Consider the following 16497-nt stretch of genomic DNA (forward strand, 5'->3'; position numbering starts at 1 on the left):
CCACTCACCGCATGAAGCCCTTCGCCCACGCCCTTGCCGCCGTCGCCCTCCTCTCGGCCACCTGCCTCGTACAGGCCGACGATGCCTGGCCCGCCAAGGCCGTCAAGCTGGTCGTCCCTTTTCCGCCCGGCGGCGGCACCGACATCGTGGCGCGTGGCCTGGGCCAGAAGCTGGCCGAGCGGCTGGCCCAGCCGGTGGTGATCGACAACAAGCCCGGCGCTGCCACCCTCATCGGCGCCGACGCGGTAGCCAAGGCACTGCCGGACGGCTACACGCTGCTGGTCTCGGGCTCTTCCACCTACAGCGTGAACGCGGCGCTGCGCGCCCGTCTGCCCTACGACCCGCTGAAGGACCTGTCGCCCGTGGCGATCGTCGCCAAGGCGCCGCTGGCGCTGGTGGTCAACGCCAGCTCGCCTTGGCGCAGCGTGGCCGAGCTGGCCGCGGCAGCCAAGGCCAAGCCGCAGGGCATCCGCTACGTCACCTTCGGCAGCGGCTCGGGCCCGCACCTGGCGGGCGAGCTGTTCGCGATGGCGGCCGGCGTGAAGCTCCAGGACGTGCCCTACAAGGGCAGCAGCCAGGGCACGGTCGCCCTGATCGGCGGCGAGATCGAGATGGGCATCGATACCGTGGCCGCGGTCGCGCCCCACGTGCGCGCCGGCAAGCTGCGCGCCCTGGCCATCGTGGGCACGACGCGCTCCAGCATGCTGCCGGAGGTGCCGACAATGACCGAGCTGAAGCTCCCGGACGCCACCTTCGATGCCTGGTACGGGCTGGCTGCGCCTGCGGGCACGCCGGCGCCGGTGCTGCAGAAGCTCACGGCTGCAGTCGGTGCTGCAATGGCAGACAAGGCACTGCAGGACCAGTTCCGCGCACAGGGCATGGAGCCGGTGATGATCGGTGCGGCGCCGTTTCGCAGCGTGATGGAAGCGGAGATCTCGCGCTACCGGGCGCTGGCTCATCGTGCGGGTATTGCGGCTGAGTGACTGGTACCAACGCTCGATCAGAAAGATCTAGGAGCGCTCAGGGGCGTGCGCGCAGCAAAGGCGCCCGCGGGTCCGCTGCGGCGCGCCACTGTGGCGGTCGTCGCTTCGCGCCGACTCCCCTGCGGTGCTCGCGTCGCCGGCCTGCCGCAGAACTCGCGACGTTCACTTCGTTCACTCTGCTCAAACAGCTGCGGCAAGTCAGTCCACGAAGCACGCCTGTCCTTCGGCAGGCGTGCGGCCGGCGACGCTCCGCTCCTCGGCGCCACAGAGGCGCGCCGCAGCGCACCCGCGGGCACCTTTGCTGGACACGTTGTGCCGGTATCTCGAAGCCCCAAAGCCGACCCGACCGCCGGATAAGTCATGCCGCTATCCCATGCTTCGCAACACTCGATGCGTAGAGCCGAAGGCGGTGTGGTGTCGGTCTCGTGTCGGGGTTGGGGTTGGGGTTGGGGTTGGTTTCAGATCACCCCCAACGTGTCCTCCGCGGAAGGTGGTCTGCGGGCCGGGCGATTTCTGGGGCGGCGAGGAGCGCAGTCTGGGGGCGGGCGCGCCTGCCGAAGGACAGGCGCGCTTCGTTGTCTAGCTCGCCGCGGCTGTTTGAGCAGAGTGAACGCAGTGAACGTCGCGAGTTCCGCGGCGCCGCCCCCAGACGAGCACCGCAGCGGAGTCGGCGCGAAGCGACGACCGCCCCAGTATGAGCCCGGACCGCAGACCGCCTTCCGCGGCGCGCACAGCCCCTACCGCCCCGCGCCCCCGCGCCCCCCACGAGATTGCCGAAAAAGAACAAAGGGGCAATCCGCAACATCAAGGCAGCAACTCGAACTTCAGCTCCGACAACGGCATCACCTTCTCGTCGCGCGTCATCTTGTATTCGGTATTCGGCCCCAGCCACTTGGCCCAGATGCGGTCGAGTTCCCCTGACTTCTCCAGGGCGTAGAGGGCCGAATTCACCTTGGCCAACAGCACGGGCTCGTCCTTCTTCATGCCCACGCCGACAGGCTGGAACACCATCGGCTCCTTGATCATCTTGAGCTCGACGCCCGACGTCTTCGACTGGTTGACCAGCTTGGTGATGGTCATCGTGTTGGCCACCATTCCCACCGACTTGTTCTGCTGCACCGCCATGAAGGCGGAGCCGGTGTCTTGGAACGTCACGGGCTCGGACCCGTTCATCTTGATCGACAGTTCCGAGGTCGAGCCCTTGGTGGAGCTCAAGCGCTTGCCCTTGAAGTCTGCCTTCGAGTTGCCGGGATCGGACGCCTTGACGGCCAGCATCTCCTTGGCCACGTAGTAGGGATCGCTGAACTGGATCTGCTCGCCACGGCTCTTGGTGTAGGCCAGGTTCGCCACCGTCACGTCCACACGGCCGAGCTTGACTTCGGGCACGCGTGCTTCGACCGACAGCGGCGTGACCTTGGCCGCGAGGCCCAGCTGCCTGGCCAGCGCGTTGCACAGATCGATGTCGTGGCCCACCATCTCGCGCGTCTTGGGATCGGGCGCCGCGAAGGGCGGCACGTCGGCGAAGGTGCCGCACTTGAGCTCCTTGCGCTGCTGGATCTCGTCCCACTGGTCCGCATGGGCCAGCAGGGACAGGGCGGCAAGGCCGCCACCGATGGCGGCGAGACGGAACACGGTCTTCTTCGACATGATGAACTCCTGGTGAGGTGCTGTTGGAAAAGGGGTGGCCGGCTTCAATGCGCGCGCAGGTCGGACAGGAAGCGCTGCGCCCGGGGATGCTGCGGGCTGCTGAAGAAGGCGGCCGGCTCGGCCTTCTCGAGGATGCGGCCCGCGTCCATGAACCAGACGCGGTCTGCGACCTCGCGGGCGAAATTCATCTCGTGCGTGACGCACATCATGGTCATGCCGTCGTTGGCCAGGCCCCGCATCACCTGCAGGACCTCGCCCACCATCTCGGGGTCGAGCGCGCTGGTCGGCTCGTCGAACAACATGGCCGGCGGCTCCATGGCCAGGGCCCGAGCGATCGCCACCCGCTGCTGCTGCCCGCCCGAGAGCTGCGCCGGATACGCGCCGGCCTTGGCGGCCAGGCCCACGCGCTCCAGCAACTGCATCGCCTTCGTCTTCGCGGCGGCGCGCTTGACGCCCAGCACCCGCATCGGCGAGAGCATGATGTTCTCCAGCACCGACAGATGCGGGAACAGGTTGAAGCTCTGGAACACGAAGCCGATGCGGCTGCGCAGCTTGTTGAGCGCCGCGCTGCTCATCGGCGCGTGGATGTCGTGGCCGTCGAAGAGCAGCTGGCCCGACTTGACTTCCTCGAGGCGGTTGACGGTGCGGATCAGCGTCGACTTGCCCGAGCCCGAAGGCCCGCAGACCACGACCACCTCGCCCTTGCGCACTTCGGCGTTGACGTCGGCCAGCGCCTGGTAGTCGCCGTACCACTTGTTGATGTTGGCAAACAGGATCATGGGAACGTCCTCGGCGTTCGTCGTCGGGGTGGGCATGGTCTTGTCTCCTTGTGATGTCGTCGGCCGTCGTGCGCGGCTTCTTCAGGGATTGGCCGCCACCGGCGGCGGCAGCGATCCGCCGCCTTCGGCGACCGCGGCCGGCGCGACGCCGAGCCGCTTGCAGGCAATGCGCCGCTCCAGCCATTGCGCCAGCTGCGTGAGACTGAAGCACACCACGTAGTAGGTCATCGCCAGGATGAAGAACACCTGGAAGGGCTTGGTCAGCAGCTGGTTGTTGATCTGGTTGGCCGCGAAGGTGAGCTCGTTGACGTTGATCACGTAGCCCAGCGTCGTCTCCTTGATCGTGGAGATGAACTGGCTCAGCATGCTCGGCAGCATGTTGTAGAGCGCCTGCGGCAGGATCACGTACCACATGGTCCCGAGGTGGCTGTGGCCGAGCGCACGCGCCGCCTCGGTCTGCCCCTTGGGCAACGCGAGGATGCCGGCGCGCACCACCTCCGACAGGTAGGCACCCTCGTAGATCACCAGCGTGCACAGCATGGTCGTGAAGCCCGAGATCTCGCGGCCGATCAGGAGCGGCACCAGGAAGTAGACCCACAAGATGACCATCAGCAGCGGCACGCCGCGCACCACGTAGACCAGCACCGTCGCCGGCCAGCGCAGCACCTTCCACGGCGACAGCCTGGCCAGCGCCATCAGCACCGACAGCGGGAAGGCCAGCACGATACCCAGCACCGACAGGATGAGCGTGGCGACGATGCCGCCCATGGGCCCGTTGGGGTACTGGCCGATGAGCAGCAGCAGCCAGTTGTCGCGGAGGATCTCGAAGACGCCGAACATCGCGCTCACCTCGCCCCGGCGATGCGGTAGTGCCGCGCCACCCAGCCGCCCGCGGCCATGATGAACAGCGAGAAGCCGAGGTAGAGCACCGTCGCGACGCTGTAGGCCTCGAAGGCGCGGAAGCTCTGGCTCTCCACTTCCTTGACGGCGTGCGTCAGCTCGGCCACGCCGATGGCCATGGCCAGGCTGCTGTTCTTGAAGAGCGACACGCTGTGGTTGACCAGCGCGGGGATGGCGTTGCGGATGGCCTGTGGCAGCATGACATGCCGCATCGAGCCGATGTAGCTGTGACCCAGCGCCCGCGCGGCCTCGGCCTGGCCGGCCGGGATGGAGCGCAGGCCCGAGCGCATGTCCTCGCTGAAGTAGGCGGCCTGGCACAGGCCGAGCGCGACGATCGAGAGGATGGCCTCCGCGTTGTGCTCGGACAGCCAGCCCTGCAGGAACTGCGGCAGCAGGCTGAAGATGCCGAAGTACCAAAGCATCAGCTGCACCAGCGTCGGCACGTTGCGGTGGTAGGAGACGTAGGCCGCGACCGCGCGCTCGGCGATGCGGCTCGGCGTGAGGCGCACGGTGAGCAGCACGAGGGCCAGGCTCATCGCGAGCAACCAGGAGCCGGCCGCGATCTTCAGCGTCATCTCCACGCCGTGCAGCAGCATGGCTGCGAATTCCGGCTTCAGCAGGACGGCCAGCAGGTCGAAGTCCTTCATGCCAGTTCCTTTGCGCGTCGCGTGGCGGAGGCCGCTCAGCCGCGGGGCGTTTCCGGCCGGGTGGTGGAGAGACCGCCGGGCACCTGCAGCGTCGGCGTGATCTCCATGTGCCCCACGTTCACCGCGATCGGCGCGGCGATGGCGAAGGCGATGGCGTCGGCGATGTCCTCGGCCCGGGGCAGCTCGAAGCCCTCGATGAAGCGCTTGTGCATTTCCTCCGCGTTGCCATGCACGTGCGCGAAGATGTCGGTGGCCACCCGCCCCGGGCAGATCTCGGTGACGCGCACGCGCCGGCCGAAGACATCGATGCGCAGCTGGCGCGACAGCATGCTCACCGCCGCCTTGGTCGCGTGGTAGGTGCTGTTGCCGCCGAAGTTGTAGGCCGCGGCGATCGAGCTGATGTTGACCACGTGGCCGCGGTCGCGCTCGGCCATGCCCGGCACGACCAGCCGGCACAGGTGCAGCACGGCGCGCAGGTTCACGTCGACCAGCAGGTCGATGCCTTCGGCGTCGGCCTTCAGGATCGAGCCGGGCCGGTCGACGCCGGCGTTGTTGACCAGCACGTCGAAGGGGATCTCCCGCGCGAGGCGGGTGACGCTTTCGAGATCGCTCACGTCGATCGCGTGCGGGACGCAGCCCGTGCGCGCGGACAGCTCGGCCAGCTTGTCGGCACTGCGTGCGAGCGCGTGGACCTGCAGGCCCTCCTTGCAGAGGCGCTCGACGACCGCGGCGCCGATGCCCGAGGAGGCTCCCGTCACCAGCGCGGTCTTGTAGTCGGAGAAAGGCATCTTTGGCTTCTTTCGTTGGGACGAATTCACTGTATAGAGCGGGGCCGTGCGGCGCCAAGACGGAATGGCTGTGTAGAGATAAGCCGTCCTTATGTCGCCCGGCCGCGCGGCTTCAGGGCGCCATCTGCCGCGAGATCGGCAGCACGCGCCCTGCGGCCTCGACCACGCCGCGGACGGCCCGCGCCAGCTCCACGGCCCCCGGCGTATCGCCGTGCACGAGGATGGAGCGGACGCTCATCGGGACCGGGCGGCCGCCGTGGCTGGTGACCGTGCCCTCTTCCAGCAGCTGGCGCACGCGCGCCAGCACGGCCTCGGGCTCGTGGATGACGGCGCCGGGCAGCTTGCGTGGCACCAGCAGGCCCTCGTCGTCGCAGGCGCGGTCGGCCAGGAAGGTGCGCGCCACGCGCAGCCCGCAGCGCTCGGCTGCGCCTTCGATGGCGCGGCTGGCGGAGGAGCTGATGATGAGGCCGGGGTCGAAGTCAGCCACCGCGCGCACCAGCGGGCCTGCGAGCGCCGCATCGGCGGCCGCCATGTTGCCCAGCGCGCCATGGAAGCTCATGTGCGTCATGCGGTGGCCGGCCGAGCGCGCCATGCCCGCCAGCGCGCCGAGCTGGTAGGTCACGTAGGTGGCGAGCTCCGCGACGTCGATCTGCATCGGGCGGCGCCCGAAGCCCAGCAGGTCGGGAAAACCCACATGCGCCCCCACGTCCACGCCGCGCTCGCGGGCCCTGCGCACCGTGCGGTCCATGATGACCGGATCGCCGGCATGGAAGCCGCAGGCCACGTTGGCGGAGGACACGATGTCCAGGAGCGCCTCGTCCTCGCCCATGCGCCAGGGGCCGAAGCCCTCGCCCAGGTCGGCGTTCAGATCGATGTCCATCGCGATGTGCTCCTCATTCGTCGGCTTGCAGTTCGACCAGCGGCGTGCCCCAGCCCACCGCCCGGCCTTCGGGCACCAGGAAGGCGATCGGCACGCCGGCCCGCGGTGCCTGCACCGGCAGCAGCAGCGGGCCGACCTGCATCAGGCCCACGGGCTGCCCCGCGGACACGCGCTCGCCCAGGCACGCCGGCGGCGCGCCACGCAGCGGATGCGCGTGCAGGAAGACGCCCACGCCGGGCGCAACGGCGACGAGGGCCGCAGGTGCCTGCGGCGCGCCCTCGTCCTGCGCATCGAGCGTCTCGATCCCGCCCGCCGGCCCGCGCCCCAGGCGCAATACCCCATCGGGCGTGCGCAGCTCCAGCAGGCCGATGTCGGTGGCAGCCAGCCATGCGGCGAGCTCCTGGACTTGTGCGGGGCTTTTCATTTCAGTTCATCCGCGGCGCGCTGCGGTGGAGGTCCACCATGCGCCGCACCCTGTCGAGCCAGGCCTGGACCTCGTCCTGCGCGGCCACGGCCTCGTCCCAGCTGCATTCGATGAAGCGGATGCGGCTGCCGATCGGCGCCTGGCCCAGGCGCCAGAGGTCGGCCTCGATCACGGTGCCGAACTTGGGGTAGCCGCCCGAGGGCTGGGCATCGCGCATCTGGAGGATGGGCTGCCCGCTGTGCGGCACCTGGATCACGCCGGGCACGATGCCGTGCGAGCGAATTTCCATCGGCGCGATCGGCCGCAGCGCCTCGCCGTCGAGGCGATAGCCGTAGCGGTCGCTCTGCGCCGTGATCTTCCATTCGCCGGCCCAGAAGGCGGCGCGCGAAGCTTCCTCGAAGCCCAGGTACTCGGCGGCGGGCAGCACCCGCACCGCGGGCAGGCCGTCCACCTGCAGCGGCAGGCTCAATGCCGGTGGCACCAGGCCGAAGCCGGTCCGGCATGACTGCCCCTCGCCCACTGCGCGAAGCACATCGCCGCGGCGCAGCGCGCGGCCCTCGTGGCCGCCGAAGGCGCCGCGCAGCTGCGTGCTGCGCGAGCCCAGCACCTCGGGCACGTCCACGCCGCCGGCCAGGCACAGCACGGCGCGGCTGCCGCGGTGCCGGCCGCCCTGCGGCAGGCCCAGCGTGAGCGTCTGCCCGGCGCGCGCCTGGTGCGCCCACCAGGGCAGCAGCGGCGCGTCGTCCAGCCGCGCCGCACAGTCGGCACCGGTCAGCGCGAAGGCGCAGTCCTGATCGAAGCGCAGCCTGAAGGGAAACACCGGCACCTCGATCGCCGCCGCATCGGCGTCGTTGCCCAGCAGCAGGTTGCCGGCCGCCAGCGCCAGGTTGTCCATGGCACCGGCGGTGCCCACGCCCCAGCGCAGGCTGCCGGTGCGCCCCCTGTCCTGCACGGTGGCCAGCGCGGCGGAAGAGAGCACTTCGATCATCGGATCACCCCCTGGACCCGGAAGCGGATCATGTCGCCCGGCTGCAGCCTCGCCGGCGGGTCCTGCGACGGATCGAAGAAAGACATGGCGGTGCTGCCGATCGTGTTCCAGCCGCTCGGGCCGGCCGAGGCCGACACGCCGGTTTGCGCCCCGCCGATCGACACCGCGCCGCCCGGAATGCTCAGCACCGGCACCTTGCGCCGCGGCGTGGCGATGCGCGGGTCCATGCCGCCCAGGTAGCAGTAGCCCGGATGGCTGCCGAGCGCATACACCGGATAGACCGGCGTGCTGTGCAACTCGACGATCTCGTCCACGCTGAGCCCGGTGTGCGCCACCACGTCGGCCATGTGCGGGCCGCCCTCGCCGCCGTAGACCACCGGCAGCTCGACCACGCGGCCTTCCAGCGGCAGCGGCGCCGCAGCCTCCCAGGCCGCCTGGAGCCGGGCCTCCAGCGCATCGAGCGCCGCGGCGCTGCGCGGCAGCCGCTCGAAGGTGAGCATGAGGTTGTTCATGCCCGGCACCGCCTCGCGCACTTCCGGCCAGGCCTGCGCCTCGCGCGCCAGGGCCCAGATGCGCTGCTGCGAGGACAGCGCGAGCTCGCCCGGCGCCTCGAAGAGCAGCGCCGTGGTGCCGAGCAGGCTGACGGATGCGGTCGGCACGATCGGGGAAGTACCTTCGCCTGCGGCTGCGGTACCAGCCACCTTCGGAGCGGCCGGGCGGAAGCTCATGAGCCCCTCCTTTGCCGCAGCCAGCGCTCGAGGTGGTGGATGTCCACGCCGCCGGCGGCGAAGCCCGCATCGCGCAGGATCTCGCGGTGCAGCGGCACGTTGGTCGAGATGCCCTCGACGCGCATCTCGGCGAGCGCCAGGCGCATGCGGTCCAGCGCGTCCTCGCGCGTGCGCCCCTGCACGATCAGCTTGGCGATCATCGAGTCGTAGTACGGCGGCACGCGGTAGCCGGCGCTCGCGTGCGAGTCCACCCGCACGCCGAAGCCGCCCGGCAGCTGCCAGCCGCCGATGCGCCCCGGCGAGGGCACGAAGGTGTCGGGGTCCTCCGCGTTGATGCGGCACTCGATCGCATGGCCCTCGCAGCGCACGTCGGGCTGCGTCAAGCCCAGGCGCTCGCCACGCGCCACGCGCAGCTGCTGCTGCACGATGTCGATGCCGGAGGTCATCTCGGTCACGGGATGCTCCACCTGCAGGCGGGTGTTCATCTCGATGAAGTAGAAGGCGCCCTGCTCGTACAGGAACTCGAAGGTGCCGACGCCGCAGTAGCCGATCTGCCGGCAGGCCGCGGCGCAGCGCTCGCCGACTTCGGCCAGCAGTGCCTCGTCGATGCCGATGGCCGGCGCCTCCTCGATCACCTTCTGGTGGCGGCGCTGCAGCGAGCAGTCGCGGCTGCCGAGCCAGATCGCGTGGCCATGGCTGTCGGCCAGCACCTGGATCTCGACATGGCGCGGATGCAGCAGGAACTTCTCGATGTAGACCTCGGGGTTGCCGAAGGCGCGGCGCGCCTCCTCGCGGGTGAGCGACATGACCTCCGGCAGCGCGGCCTCGTCGTGTACCACGCGCATGCCGCGGCCGCCGCCGCCGCCCGCGGCCTTGACGATCACCGGGAAGCCGATCTCGCGCGCCAGGGCGAGAATCTCGGCCGGGTCCTCCGGCAGGCTGCCGTCGGGGCCGGGCACGCAGGGCACGCCGGCCCGGCGCATCGCGCGCTTGGCCGCCACCTTGTCGCCCATGGTACGGATGCAGGCGGCACTCGGACCAATGAAGACCAGGCCGGCCTGCTCGACGCGCTCGGCAAAGCCCGCGTTCTCCGACAGGAAGCCGTAGCCCGGATGGATGGCCTGCGCGCCGCTGACTTCGGCGGCGAACAGGACTGCGGACTGGTTCAGGTAGCTGTGCCCCGGCGCGGCCGGGCCGATGCACAGGGCCTGGTCGGCCTGCGCGACGTAGCTCGCCTCGCGGTCGGCCTCGGAGTACACCACCACGGTCCGGAGCCCGAGCCCGCGGCAGGCGCGCTGGATGCGCAGCGCGATCTCTCCCCGGTTGGCGATGAGTACGCTGTCGAACATGTCGCGCTCCTATTCGGCATCGAAGCGGAACAGGGGCTGGCCGGCTTCGACCTCCTGCCCCGAACGCACCAGCACCGCCTGCAAGGTGGCGTCGCGTTCGGCGCGCACCTCGTTGAAGACCTTCATGGCCTCGATCACGCACAGGACCTGGCCGGCCCGGATCGCTTGCCCGGCCTGCACGAAGGCCGGCTCGTCGGGCGTCGGCTGCAGATGCACCACGCCGTACAGTGGCGCCGGGCATTCGGTGGCGGCGGGCGCGGGCGCTTGCGCCGGTTGCGGCGCGAGCCGCTCCGCCGCCGGCACGCGCGCCTGCTGCAGCCCCACGACGCCGGCGCGCCGCGACCCCGCCGCCAGCGCCGCCTGCTTCACCAGCCGCAGCGTGGAGCCGTTCTCGCTGAACTCCAGTTCGGCAAGCTCCGATGCAGCCAGTGCGTCGATGAGCGTCTTGATCTGTTCCTGATTCATGCTGGCATGAACAGTAGCGGCGCGCGGCCGCAAAGCCCAAGACGGTTTGGCTGTGCCGCGATAAGGGCGGCTTATGACAAGGCGCTGAGCTCGGGTTCGGGCGTCGCGGCGACGTGGGCGGCGAGGTCGGTCACCAGCTCGAGCAGGATGTCCTTCACCGCCTGCGCGGGCTCGGACAGCGGCAGGTGGTCCGACTGGCACAGCGCCAGCGGCGCCTCGATCACCGGATCGACGATCTGGAACTGCCAGGCGCCGCAGGAGGCCGCCACCTCGCGCGCCATCGAGGCCGGCAGGACGGTCGCGCCCAGACCATCGGCGACGGCGGCCGTCAGCGTGAAGGCCGATTCGATCTCGGCCGCCACGCGCGGCACCATGCCGGCACGCTGAAAGGCGGCATCGACCAGCTTGCGCACCACGTTGTAGGGCCGCGGAAGAAAGAGCTCGATCTCGCGCAGGTCGGCGAGCTTCAAGGGCTGGGCGGGCGCGGGCATCGAGGCCGGCCCCACCAGGAACAGCGCCTCCTTGAGCAGGGGCAGGAAGGTCAGGCCATGGATGGCCTTGTCGCCGTACAGCACGGCCAGGTCCATGCGGCCGTTCATGATCAGCTCGCTCAGCGTCGTGCCGTAGTTCTCGTTGAGGTAGAGCAGGATGCCCGGATGGCGGGCGCGCACGGTGCGCAAGAGCGGCAGCGACAGCGCCGAGGCCGCCGTGCCGGGCGCGAGGCCCACCGACACCTGGCCGGAGAGGCCGGCACCGGCCGCTTCCATGTCGACCCGGGCCTGCTCGCACTGGCGCAGGATGATCTGCGCATGGCGGTACAGCACCTTGCCGGCTTCTGTGGGCGTGACGCCGCGCTTGGTGCGCACCAGCAGTTGCTGGCGCACCTCGCCTTCGAGCGTGGCGAGCTGCTGGCTCAGTGCGGGCTGGGCAATGAAGAGCACTTCGGCCGCCTGCGTCAGGCTGCCGATGTCCACGATCTTCACGAAGTATTTGAGGCGCCGGAGGTTCACGCCTTGTCTCCAAGCAAAAGCTGAGCCTAGCACCGCACCTCGCGCGAGCGTACCCGGGCTCACCATAAGCTGCGCCTATAGAACCAGAGCGATCTCGTCTTGGCCTCGGGCCAGCGATGTGCGTACCGTTGCGTCCATCCATCCTCGCCATCCAAGGAAGAGACTCGTGACCACCTCCCGCATCGCCGCCCGCGTCCGGCGCATCAAGCCTTCGCCCAGCACCTCTGCCGCAGACCGCGCCAACGAACTGCGCCGCCAGGGCAAGTCGATCGTCAACCTGGTGGTGGGCGAGCCCGACTTCGACACCCCTGCGCACATCCGCCGCGCCGCCGCCGAGGCCATGGACCGGGGCGCGACGCGCTACACGCTGATGGCCGGCACGGTGGAGCTGCGGCAGGCCATCGTCGCCAAGCTGGAGCGCGAGAACGGCCTGCGCTATGCAATGAACGAGATCATCGTCACCAGCGGCGCCAAGAGCGCGATCTACAACGCCCTGGCCATCACGCTGGAGCCGGGCGACGAGGTCATCATTCCTGCCCCCTACTGGGTCTCCTATCCCGACATGGTGCTGGCCTGCGAAGGCACGCCGGTCACCGTCGCCTGCCCCGAGGCCGACGGCTTCAAGCTCACGCCGGCTCGACTGGAAGCGGCCATCACGCCGCGCACGCGCTGGCTGCTGATCAACTCGCCGAGCAATCCCACGGGCGCGAGCTATACGGCCGACGAGTACCGCGCGCTGGCCGAGGTGCTCGCGCGGCATCCGCACGTGTTGGTGATGACGGACGACATCTACGAGCACATCCGCTTCGACGGCCGGCCGACGCCGCATCTGCTGGCCGTCGCACCGGCGCTGCGCGATCGCACGCTGGCGATCAACGGCGTCTCCAAGACCTATGCGATGACCGGCTGGCGCATCGGCTGGGCCGCCGGGCCGGCCGACCTGGTCGCGGCCATGGACACGCTGCTGTCGCAGTCCGCCGGCAACTGCTGCTCGATCAGCCAGGCCGGCGCGGCCGCCGCGCTCAACGGCGACCAGGGCTTCGTGGCCGAGAGCGTGGCCGTCTACAAGAAACGGCGCGACCGCACGCTGGCGCTCGTCAACGCGATCCCCGGCCTGAGCTGCGTCACGCCGCCCGGCGCCTTCTATCTGTACATCCGTTGCGCCGGGCTGATCGGCAAGACCACGCCCGCGGGCAAGACCTTGAACGAGGACGGCGACGTGGTGATGTACCTGCTGGAGAGCGCCGGCGTCGCAACGGTGGCCGGCACGGCCTACGGGCTGTCGCCCTACTTCCGCCTGTCCATCGCCACTTCCGTCGAGACGCTGGAAGAAGGCTGCGCGCGCATCGCCCGCGCCGTGGCCGAGCTGCGCTGAGCGCCACCCTTCACCGCCCCAACCAAGGACCGCACGACATGCCCTACAAAGCCCTCCGAAAGAACCCTTCGGCGCCCCAGGTCGACGCCAGGATCCTCGCCGCGCTTCGCGACATCCCGGTCGCGGCGTTGAGCGACAACATGCACCGCAACATCGGCACGACGGGGCTGCTGCCCTACCACCGCCCCGTCGCCGGGACCCTGGCGGGCACCGCCGTCACGGCGCGCTCGCGCGGCGGCGACAACCTCACTTACCTGCGGGCCCTCGAGTTCTGCCGCCCCGGCGACGTGCTGGTGGTCGATGCCGGCGGCGACCTCGCCAACGCGGTGGTTGGCGGCATCCTGTCCTTCTATGCGGCGCACATCGGCGTCGCGGGCGTGGTGATCGACGGCGCGGTCCGCGACGTGGCCGAGATCCGGGCGCGCGAGTTCCCGGTGTATGCGCGCGGCGTGACGCATCGCGGCCCCTACAAGGACGGCCCGGGCGAGATCAACGTGCCGGTGTCGGTCGGCGGCATGGTCGTCAACCCCGGCGACATCGTGGTCGGCGACCAGGACGGCCTGATGGCCTTCGCGCGCGACGAGGCCGAGCTGCTGATCGAGAAGGCGCGCGCCCACCTGGCGACGGAGGCGGAGACGATCCGGGCGATGAAGGAAGGCCGCTGGGACCGCGCCTTCATCGACGCGCTCGAGGCGCGCTGCGCCAACTGAGGCGGACCTGCGCGCCGGTCGCGTCGAGCCGGAGCGATCTCGTCTCGGTCGCCGGCGACACCGGCATCGACCATCGAGAACCTGATCGCCACGCTCGGCTTCCGCCCGCGGGCCGGCAGGCCGCCGACACCAGTCCATCCCGAGTGCCGGCGCCGGCCCGCCGATGCACGGCGAAGCGATACTTCGATGGCTCGGCCATGCCGCGCTCAACCCTTGATGGAGACTCCCTCTTGAACCCCGTCCTGAAAAGCTTCGACCTCAGCGGGCGCACCGCGCTCATCACCGGCTCCAGCGCCGGCATCGGCTATGCGCTGGCGCGCGGACTCGCCGGCGCCGGTGCGCGCGTGGTCCTCAACGCGCGCAGCACCGACAAGCTCGAGCAGGCCGCCGCACGGCTGCGCGAGGAAGGCGCCACCGTCTTCACCGCCGCCTTCGACGTGACCTCGGGCGAGGCCGTGAACCCGGCCATCGAGCGCATCGAGGCGGAGATCGGGCCCATCGACATCCTGGTCAACAACGCCGGCATGCAGCGGCGCGCGCCGCTCGACCAGTTCGAGGAAGCGCAGTGGCACGAGCTGATGAAGACCAACCTCGACAGCGTGTTCCTGGTCGGCAAGGCCGTGGCGAAGCACATGATCGCGCGCAAGCGCGGCAAGATCGTCAACATCTGCTCGGTGCAGAGCGAGCTGGGGCGCCCCGGCATCGCGCCCTACACCGCCAGCAAGGGCGCGGTGAAGATGCTGACCAAGGGCATGGCGATCGACTGGGGCCCGCACGGCATCCAGGTCAACGGGCTGGGCCCGGGCTACTTCAAGACCGAGCTGACCGATGCACTCGTGAACAACCCCGAGTTCACCGCCTGGCTGGTCGGGCGCACGCCGTCGCGGCGCTGGGGCGACGTGGAGGACCTGGTGGGCGCGGCGGTGTTCCTCGCGAGCGAGGCCTCCAATTTCGTCAACGGCCACATCCTCTACGTCGACGGCGGCGTGACGGCAACGCTCTGAAACTCGATCGAAGGAACGACTCATGGAAGCCCTCGTCATCCACGCCCCCGGCGACTTGCGCGTCGAAGAAGTCCCCACGCCCGAGCTCGGGCCCGGCCAGCTGCGCGTGCGCGTGCGCTGCGGCGGCATCTGCGGCTCGGACCTGCACTACTACCAGCACGGCGGCTTCGGCACCGTGCGCATCAAGGAACCGATGGTGCTGGGCCACGAGGTGGCCGGCATGATCGAGGCCGTGGGTGCCGGCGCGGGCGGCTTCGCGGCCGGCGACCGCGTCGCCATCAGCCCCAGCCGGCCCTGCGGCCTGTGCCGCTACTGCCAGCAAGGCCTGCAGAACCACTGCCTGGACATGCGCTACTACGGCAGCGCGATGCGCACGCCGCACGTGCAGGGCGCCTTCCGCCAGGAAATCGTGGTGGAGCACTGGCAGGCGCATCGCCTGGCCGACAGCGTGAGCGACGGCGAGGGCTCGATGGCCGAGCCGCTGTCGGTGGCGCTGCATGCGGTGCGCCGCGCGGGGCCACTGCTGGGCAAGCGCGTGCTGGTCACCGGTTGCGGGCCGATCGGTGCGCTGGCGATCATCGCAGCGCGGCGTGCAGGGGCCACGCACATCGTGGCCACCGACGTCGGCTCGCACACGCTGGGCAAGGCGCTCAAGGTGGGTGCCGACGAGGTCGTGAACGTGGCGGAGGAGCCCGAGGGCCTGGCTCGCTTCTCGGCCGACAAGGGCAGCTTCGACGTGCTGTTCGAAGCCAGCGGCAATCAGCGCGCGCTGGTCGGCGCCTTCGATGCGCTGCGCCCACGCGGCATCATCGTGCAACTGGGGCTGGGCGGCGAGATGACGCTGCCCATCAACACCATCGTGGCCAAGGAGTTCGACCTGCGCGGCGCCTTCCGCTTCCACGAGGAGTTCGCGGTCGCGGTGGAGCTGCTCAACAAGGGGCTGGTCGACGTGAAGCCGCTGATCTCGGCCACGCTGTCCTACCGCGATTCGGCGCGCGCCTTCGCGCTGGCGGCGGATCGCTCGCAGGCGATGAAGGTCATACTGAACTTCGATTGAGCGCGGGCGCGAAGGTCCGGTGCCCCGTCACCGCTTCTTGTAGTTCGCGATGCCGTCCATGATTTCCTTCTTGGCGGCATCGATGCCTTCCCAGCCCAGGACCTTGACCCACTTGCCCTGCTCCAGGTCCTTGTAGTGCTCGAAGAAGTGCGTGATGGCCTTCAGGCGCATCGGGTTCACGTCCTCGACCTTCTTCCAGTGGCTGTAGATGGGCAGCACCTTGTCGGTGGGCACGGCCAGCACCTTGCCGTCGATGCCGGCCTCGTCTTCCATCATCAGGATGCCGATCGGCCGGCAGGGCACGACCACGCCCGGCACCAGCGCCCAGGGGGTGATCACCAGCACGTCCACCGGATCGCCGTCGCCCGAGAGCGTCTGCGGCACGTAGCCGTAGTTGGTCGGGTAGTGCATCGCCGTGGTCATGAAGCGGTCGACGAAGATCGCGCCGGACTCCTTGTCGACCTCGTACTTGATCGGATCGGCGTTCATCGGGATCTCGATGACGACGTTGAAGGCTTCGGGGGCGTCTTTACCGGGGGAAACAAGGCCGAGGGACATAAGGCGGTCTGTAGTGGATAGGTGTTAGAGGGATTCGGACAAACCCGCAGTTTACTTTCCGTGTCACGGCCCGGTCGCACCAAACCAGACTTTTGCCTGTAAATTGGCTCCGTTGGCCAATCGGCTCCGCCTTTTCCAGGGAACGGAGCTTCGAGGAAGCAACGCGGCGGAAGCACAGACCCGTACGCGTTGCGCGCAGGGTCGA

The 16497-nt window shown here is 69.6% G+C and carries 18 protein-coding genes; 5 read left to right on the forward strand and 13 right to left on the reverse strand.

The window, feature by feature from the left end; translation table 11 throughout:
- The first annotated feature begins 11 nt into the window (after window positions 1-11).
- The gene (locus AC3A6Y_RS18530) at window positions 12-983 is read left to right on the forward strand and encodes a Bug family tripartite tricarboxylate transporter substrate binding protein (RefSeq protein ID WP_487869681.1); all 972 of its coding nucleotides are present in this window, start codon (window positions 12-14) and stop codon (window positions 981-983) included.
- Between the two features lie 804 nt (window positions 984-1787).
- Here the strand turns inward: AC3A6Y_RS18530 and AC3A6Y_RS18535 are convergent.
- The 12 genes from AC3A6Y_RS18535 to nac form a co-directional block, all read right to left on the reverse strand.
- Window positions 1788-2630: an ABC transporter substrate-binding protein gene (locus AC3A6Y_RS18535; RefSeq protein ID WP_487869682.1), complete on the reverse strand. Its 843-nt coding sequence runs from the start codon at window positions 2628-2630 to the stop codon at window positions 1788-1790.
- 44 nt (window positions 2631-2674) lie between these two features.
- On the reverse strand, window positions 2675-3409 hold the full coding sequence (locus AC3A6Y_RS18540; RefSeq protein WP_487869966.1) for an amino acid ABC transporter ATP-binding protein: 735 nt from the start codon (window positions 3407-3409) through the stop codon (window positions 2675-2677).
- Window positions 3410-3490: 81 nt separating this feature from the next.
- On the reverse strand, window positions 3491-4249 hold the full coding sequence (locus tag AC3A6Y_RS18545) for an amino acid ABC transporter permease (RefSeq protein WP_487869683.1): 759 nt from the start codon (window positions 4247-4249) through the stop codon (window positions 3491-3493).
- A gap of 5 nt (window positions 4250-4254) precedes the next feature.
- Window positions 4255-4956, reverse strand: a complete 702-nt coding sequence (locus AC3A6Y_RS18550; protein WP_487869684.1) for an amino acid ABC transporter permease — start codon at window positions 4954-4956, stop codon at window positions 4255-4257.
- Between the two features lie 35 nt (window positions 4957-4991).
- Complete coding sequence (locus AC3A6Y_RS18555; RefSeq protein WP_487869685.1) at window positions 4992-5744, reverse strand: SDR family oxidoreductase; 753 nt, start codon at window positions 5742-5744, stop codon at window positions 4992-4994.
- Window positions 5745-5856: 112 nt separating this feature from the next.
- Entirely contained in the window at window positions 5857-6624 is a 768-nt protein-coding gene (locus AC3A6Y_RS18560; protein WP_487869686.1) for a LamB/YcsF family protein, read from the reverse strand.
- 13 nt (window positions 6625-6637) lie between these two features.
- Window positions 6638-7048 (reverse strand): acetyl-CoA carboxylase biotin carboxyl carrier protein, encoded by a 411-nt coding sequence (locus tag AC3A6Y_RS18565; RefSeq protein ID WP_487869687.1) that lies wholly within the window; start codon window positions 7046-7048, stop codon window positions 6638-6640.
- 1 nt (window position 7049) lies between these two features.
- Entirely contained in the window at window positions 7050-8036 is a 987-nt protein-coding gene (locus AC3A6Y_RS18570) for a 5-oxoprolinase subunit C family protein (protein WP_487869688.1), read from the reverse strand.
- Window positions 8033-8764 carry a 5-oxoprolinase subunit PxpB gene (gene pxpB / locus AC3A6Y_RS18575; protein WP_487869689.1) on the reverse strand — a complete coding sequence of 244 codons (732 nt, stop codon included), beginning with the start codon at window positions 8762-8764 and terminating at the stop codon, window positions 8033-8035. Before pxpB ends, AC3A6Y_RS18570 begins: the two co-directional genes overlap by 4 nt.
- A complete protein-coding gene (gene accC / locus AC3A6Y_RS18580) occupies window positions 8761-10113 on the reverse strand; it encodes an acetyl-CoA carboxylase biotin carboxylase subunit (RefSeq protein ID WP_487869690.1) in 1353 nt (450 codons plus the stop codon). The genes pxpB and accC overlap by 4 nt, the downstream gene beginning before the upstream one ends.
- Before the next feature lie 9 nt (window positions 10114-10122).
- The gene (locus AC3A6Y_RS18585; RefSeq protein WP_487869691.1) at window positions 10123-10578 is read right to left on the reverse strand and encodes an acetyl-CoA carboxylase biotin carboxyl carrier protein; all 456 of its coding nucleotides are present in this window, start codon (window positions 10576-10578) and stop codon (window positions 10123-10125) included.
- Window positions 10579-10649: 71 nt separating this feature from the next.
- Complete coding sequence (nac, locus tag AC3A6Y_RS18590) at window positions 10650-11588, reverse strand: nitrogen assimilation transcriptional regulator NAC (RefSeq protein ID WP_487869692.1); 939 nt, start codon at window positions 11586-11588, stop codon at window positions 10650-10652.
- A gap of 166 nt (window positions 11589-11754) precedes the next feature.
- Between nac and AC3A6Y_RS18595 the strand changes: the two genes are divergently transcribed.
- The 4 genes from AC3A6Y_RS18595 to AC3A6Y_RS18610 all read left to right on the forward strand — a co-directional run bounded on the left by AC3A6Y_RS18595 (window position 11755) and on the right by AC3A6Y_RS18610 (window position 15734).
- Window positions 11755-12963 carry an aspartate transaminase gene (locus AC3A6Y_RS18595; protein ID WP_487869693.1) on the forward strand — a complete coding sequence of 403 codons (1209 nt, stop codon included), beginning with the start codon at window positions 11755-11757 and terminating at the stop codon, window positions 12961-12963.
- Between the two features lie 38 nt (window positions 12964-13001).
- Window positions 13002-13673 (forward strand): RraA family protein, encoded by a 672-nt coding sequence (locus AC3A6Y_RS18600; protein ID WP_487869694.1) that lies wholly within the window; start codon window positions 13002-13004, stop codon window positions 13671-13673.
- A gap of 197 nt (window positions 13674-13870) precedes the next feature.
- On the forward strand, window positions 13871-14677 hold the full coding sequence (locus AC3A6Y_RS18605) for a glucose 1-dehydrogenase (protein ID WP_487869695.1): 807 nt from the start codon (window positions 13871-13873) through the stop codon (window positions 14675-14677).
- 22 nt (window positions 14678-14699) lie between these two features.
- The gene (locus AC3A6Y_RS18610; protein WP_487869696.1) at window positions 14700-15734 is read left to right on the forward strand and encodes an L-idonate 5-dehydrogenase; all 1035 of its coding nucleotides are present in this window, start codon (window positions 14700-14702) and stop codon (window positions 15732-15734) included.
- 27 nt (window positions 15735-15761) lie between these two features.
- Here the strand turns inward: AC3A6Y_RS18610 and ppa are convergent, their stop codons facing one another.
- Window positions 15762-16292 carry an inorganic diphosphatase gene (gene ppa, locus AC3A6Y_RS18615; protein ID WP_487869697.1) on the reverse strand — a complete coding sequence of 177 codons (531 nt, stop codon included), beginning with the start codon at window positions 16290-16292 and terminating at the stop codon, window positions 15762-15764.
- Window positions 16293-16497: the final 205 nt, after the last annotated feature.

This window comes from Variovorax sp. Soil_C_17 (assembly GCF_057657265.1).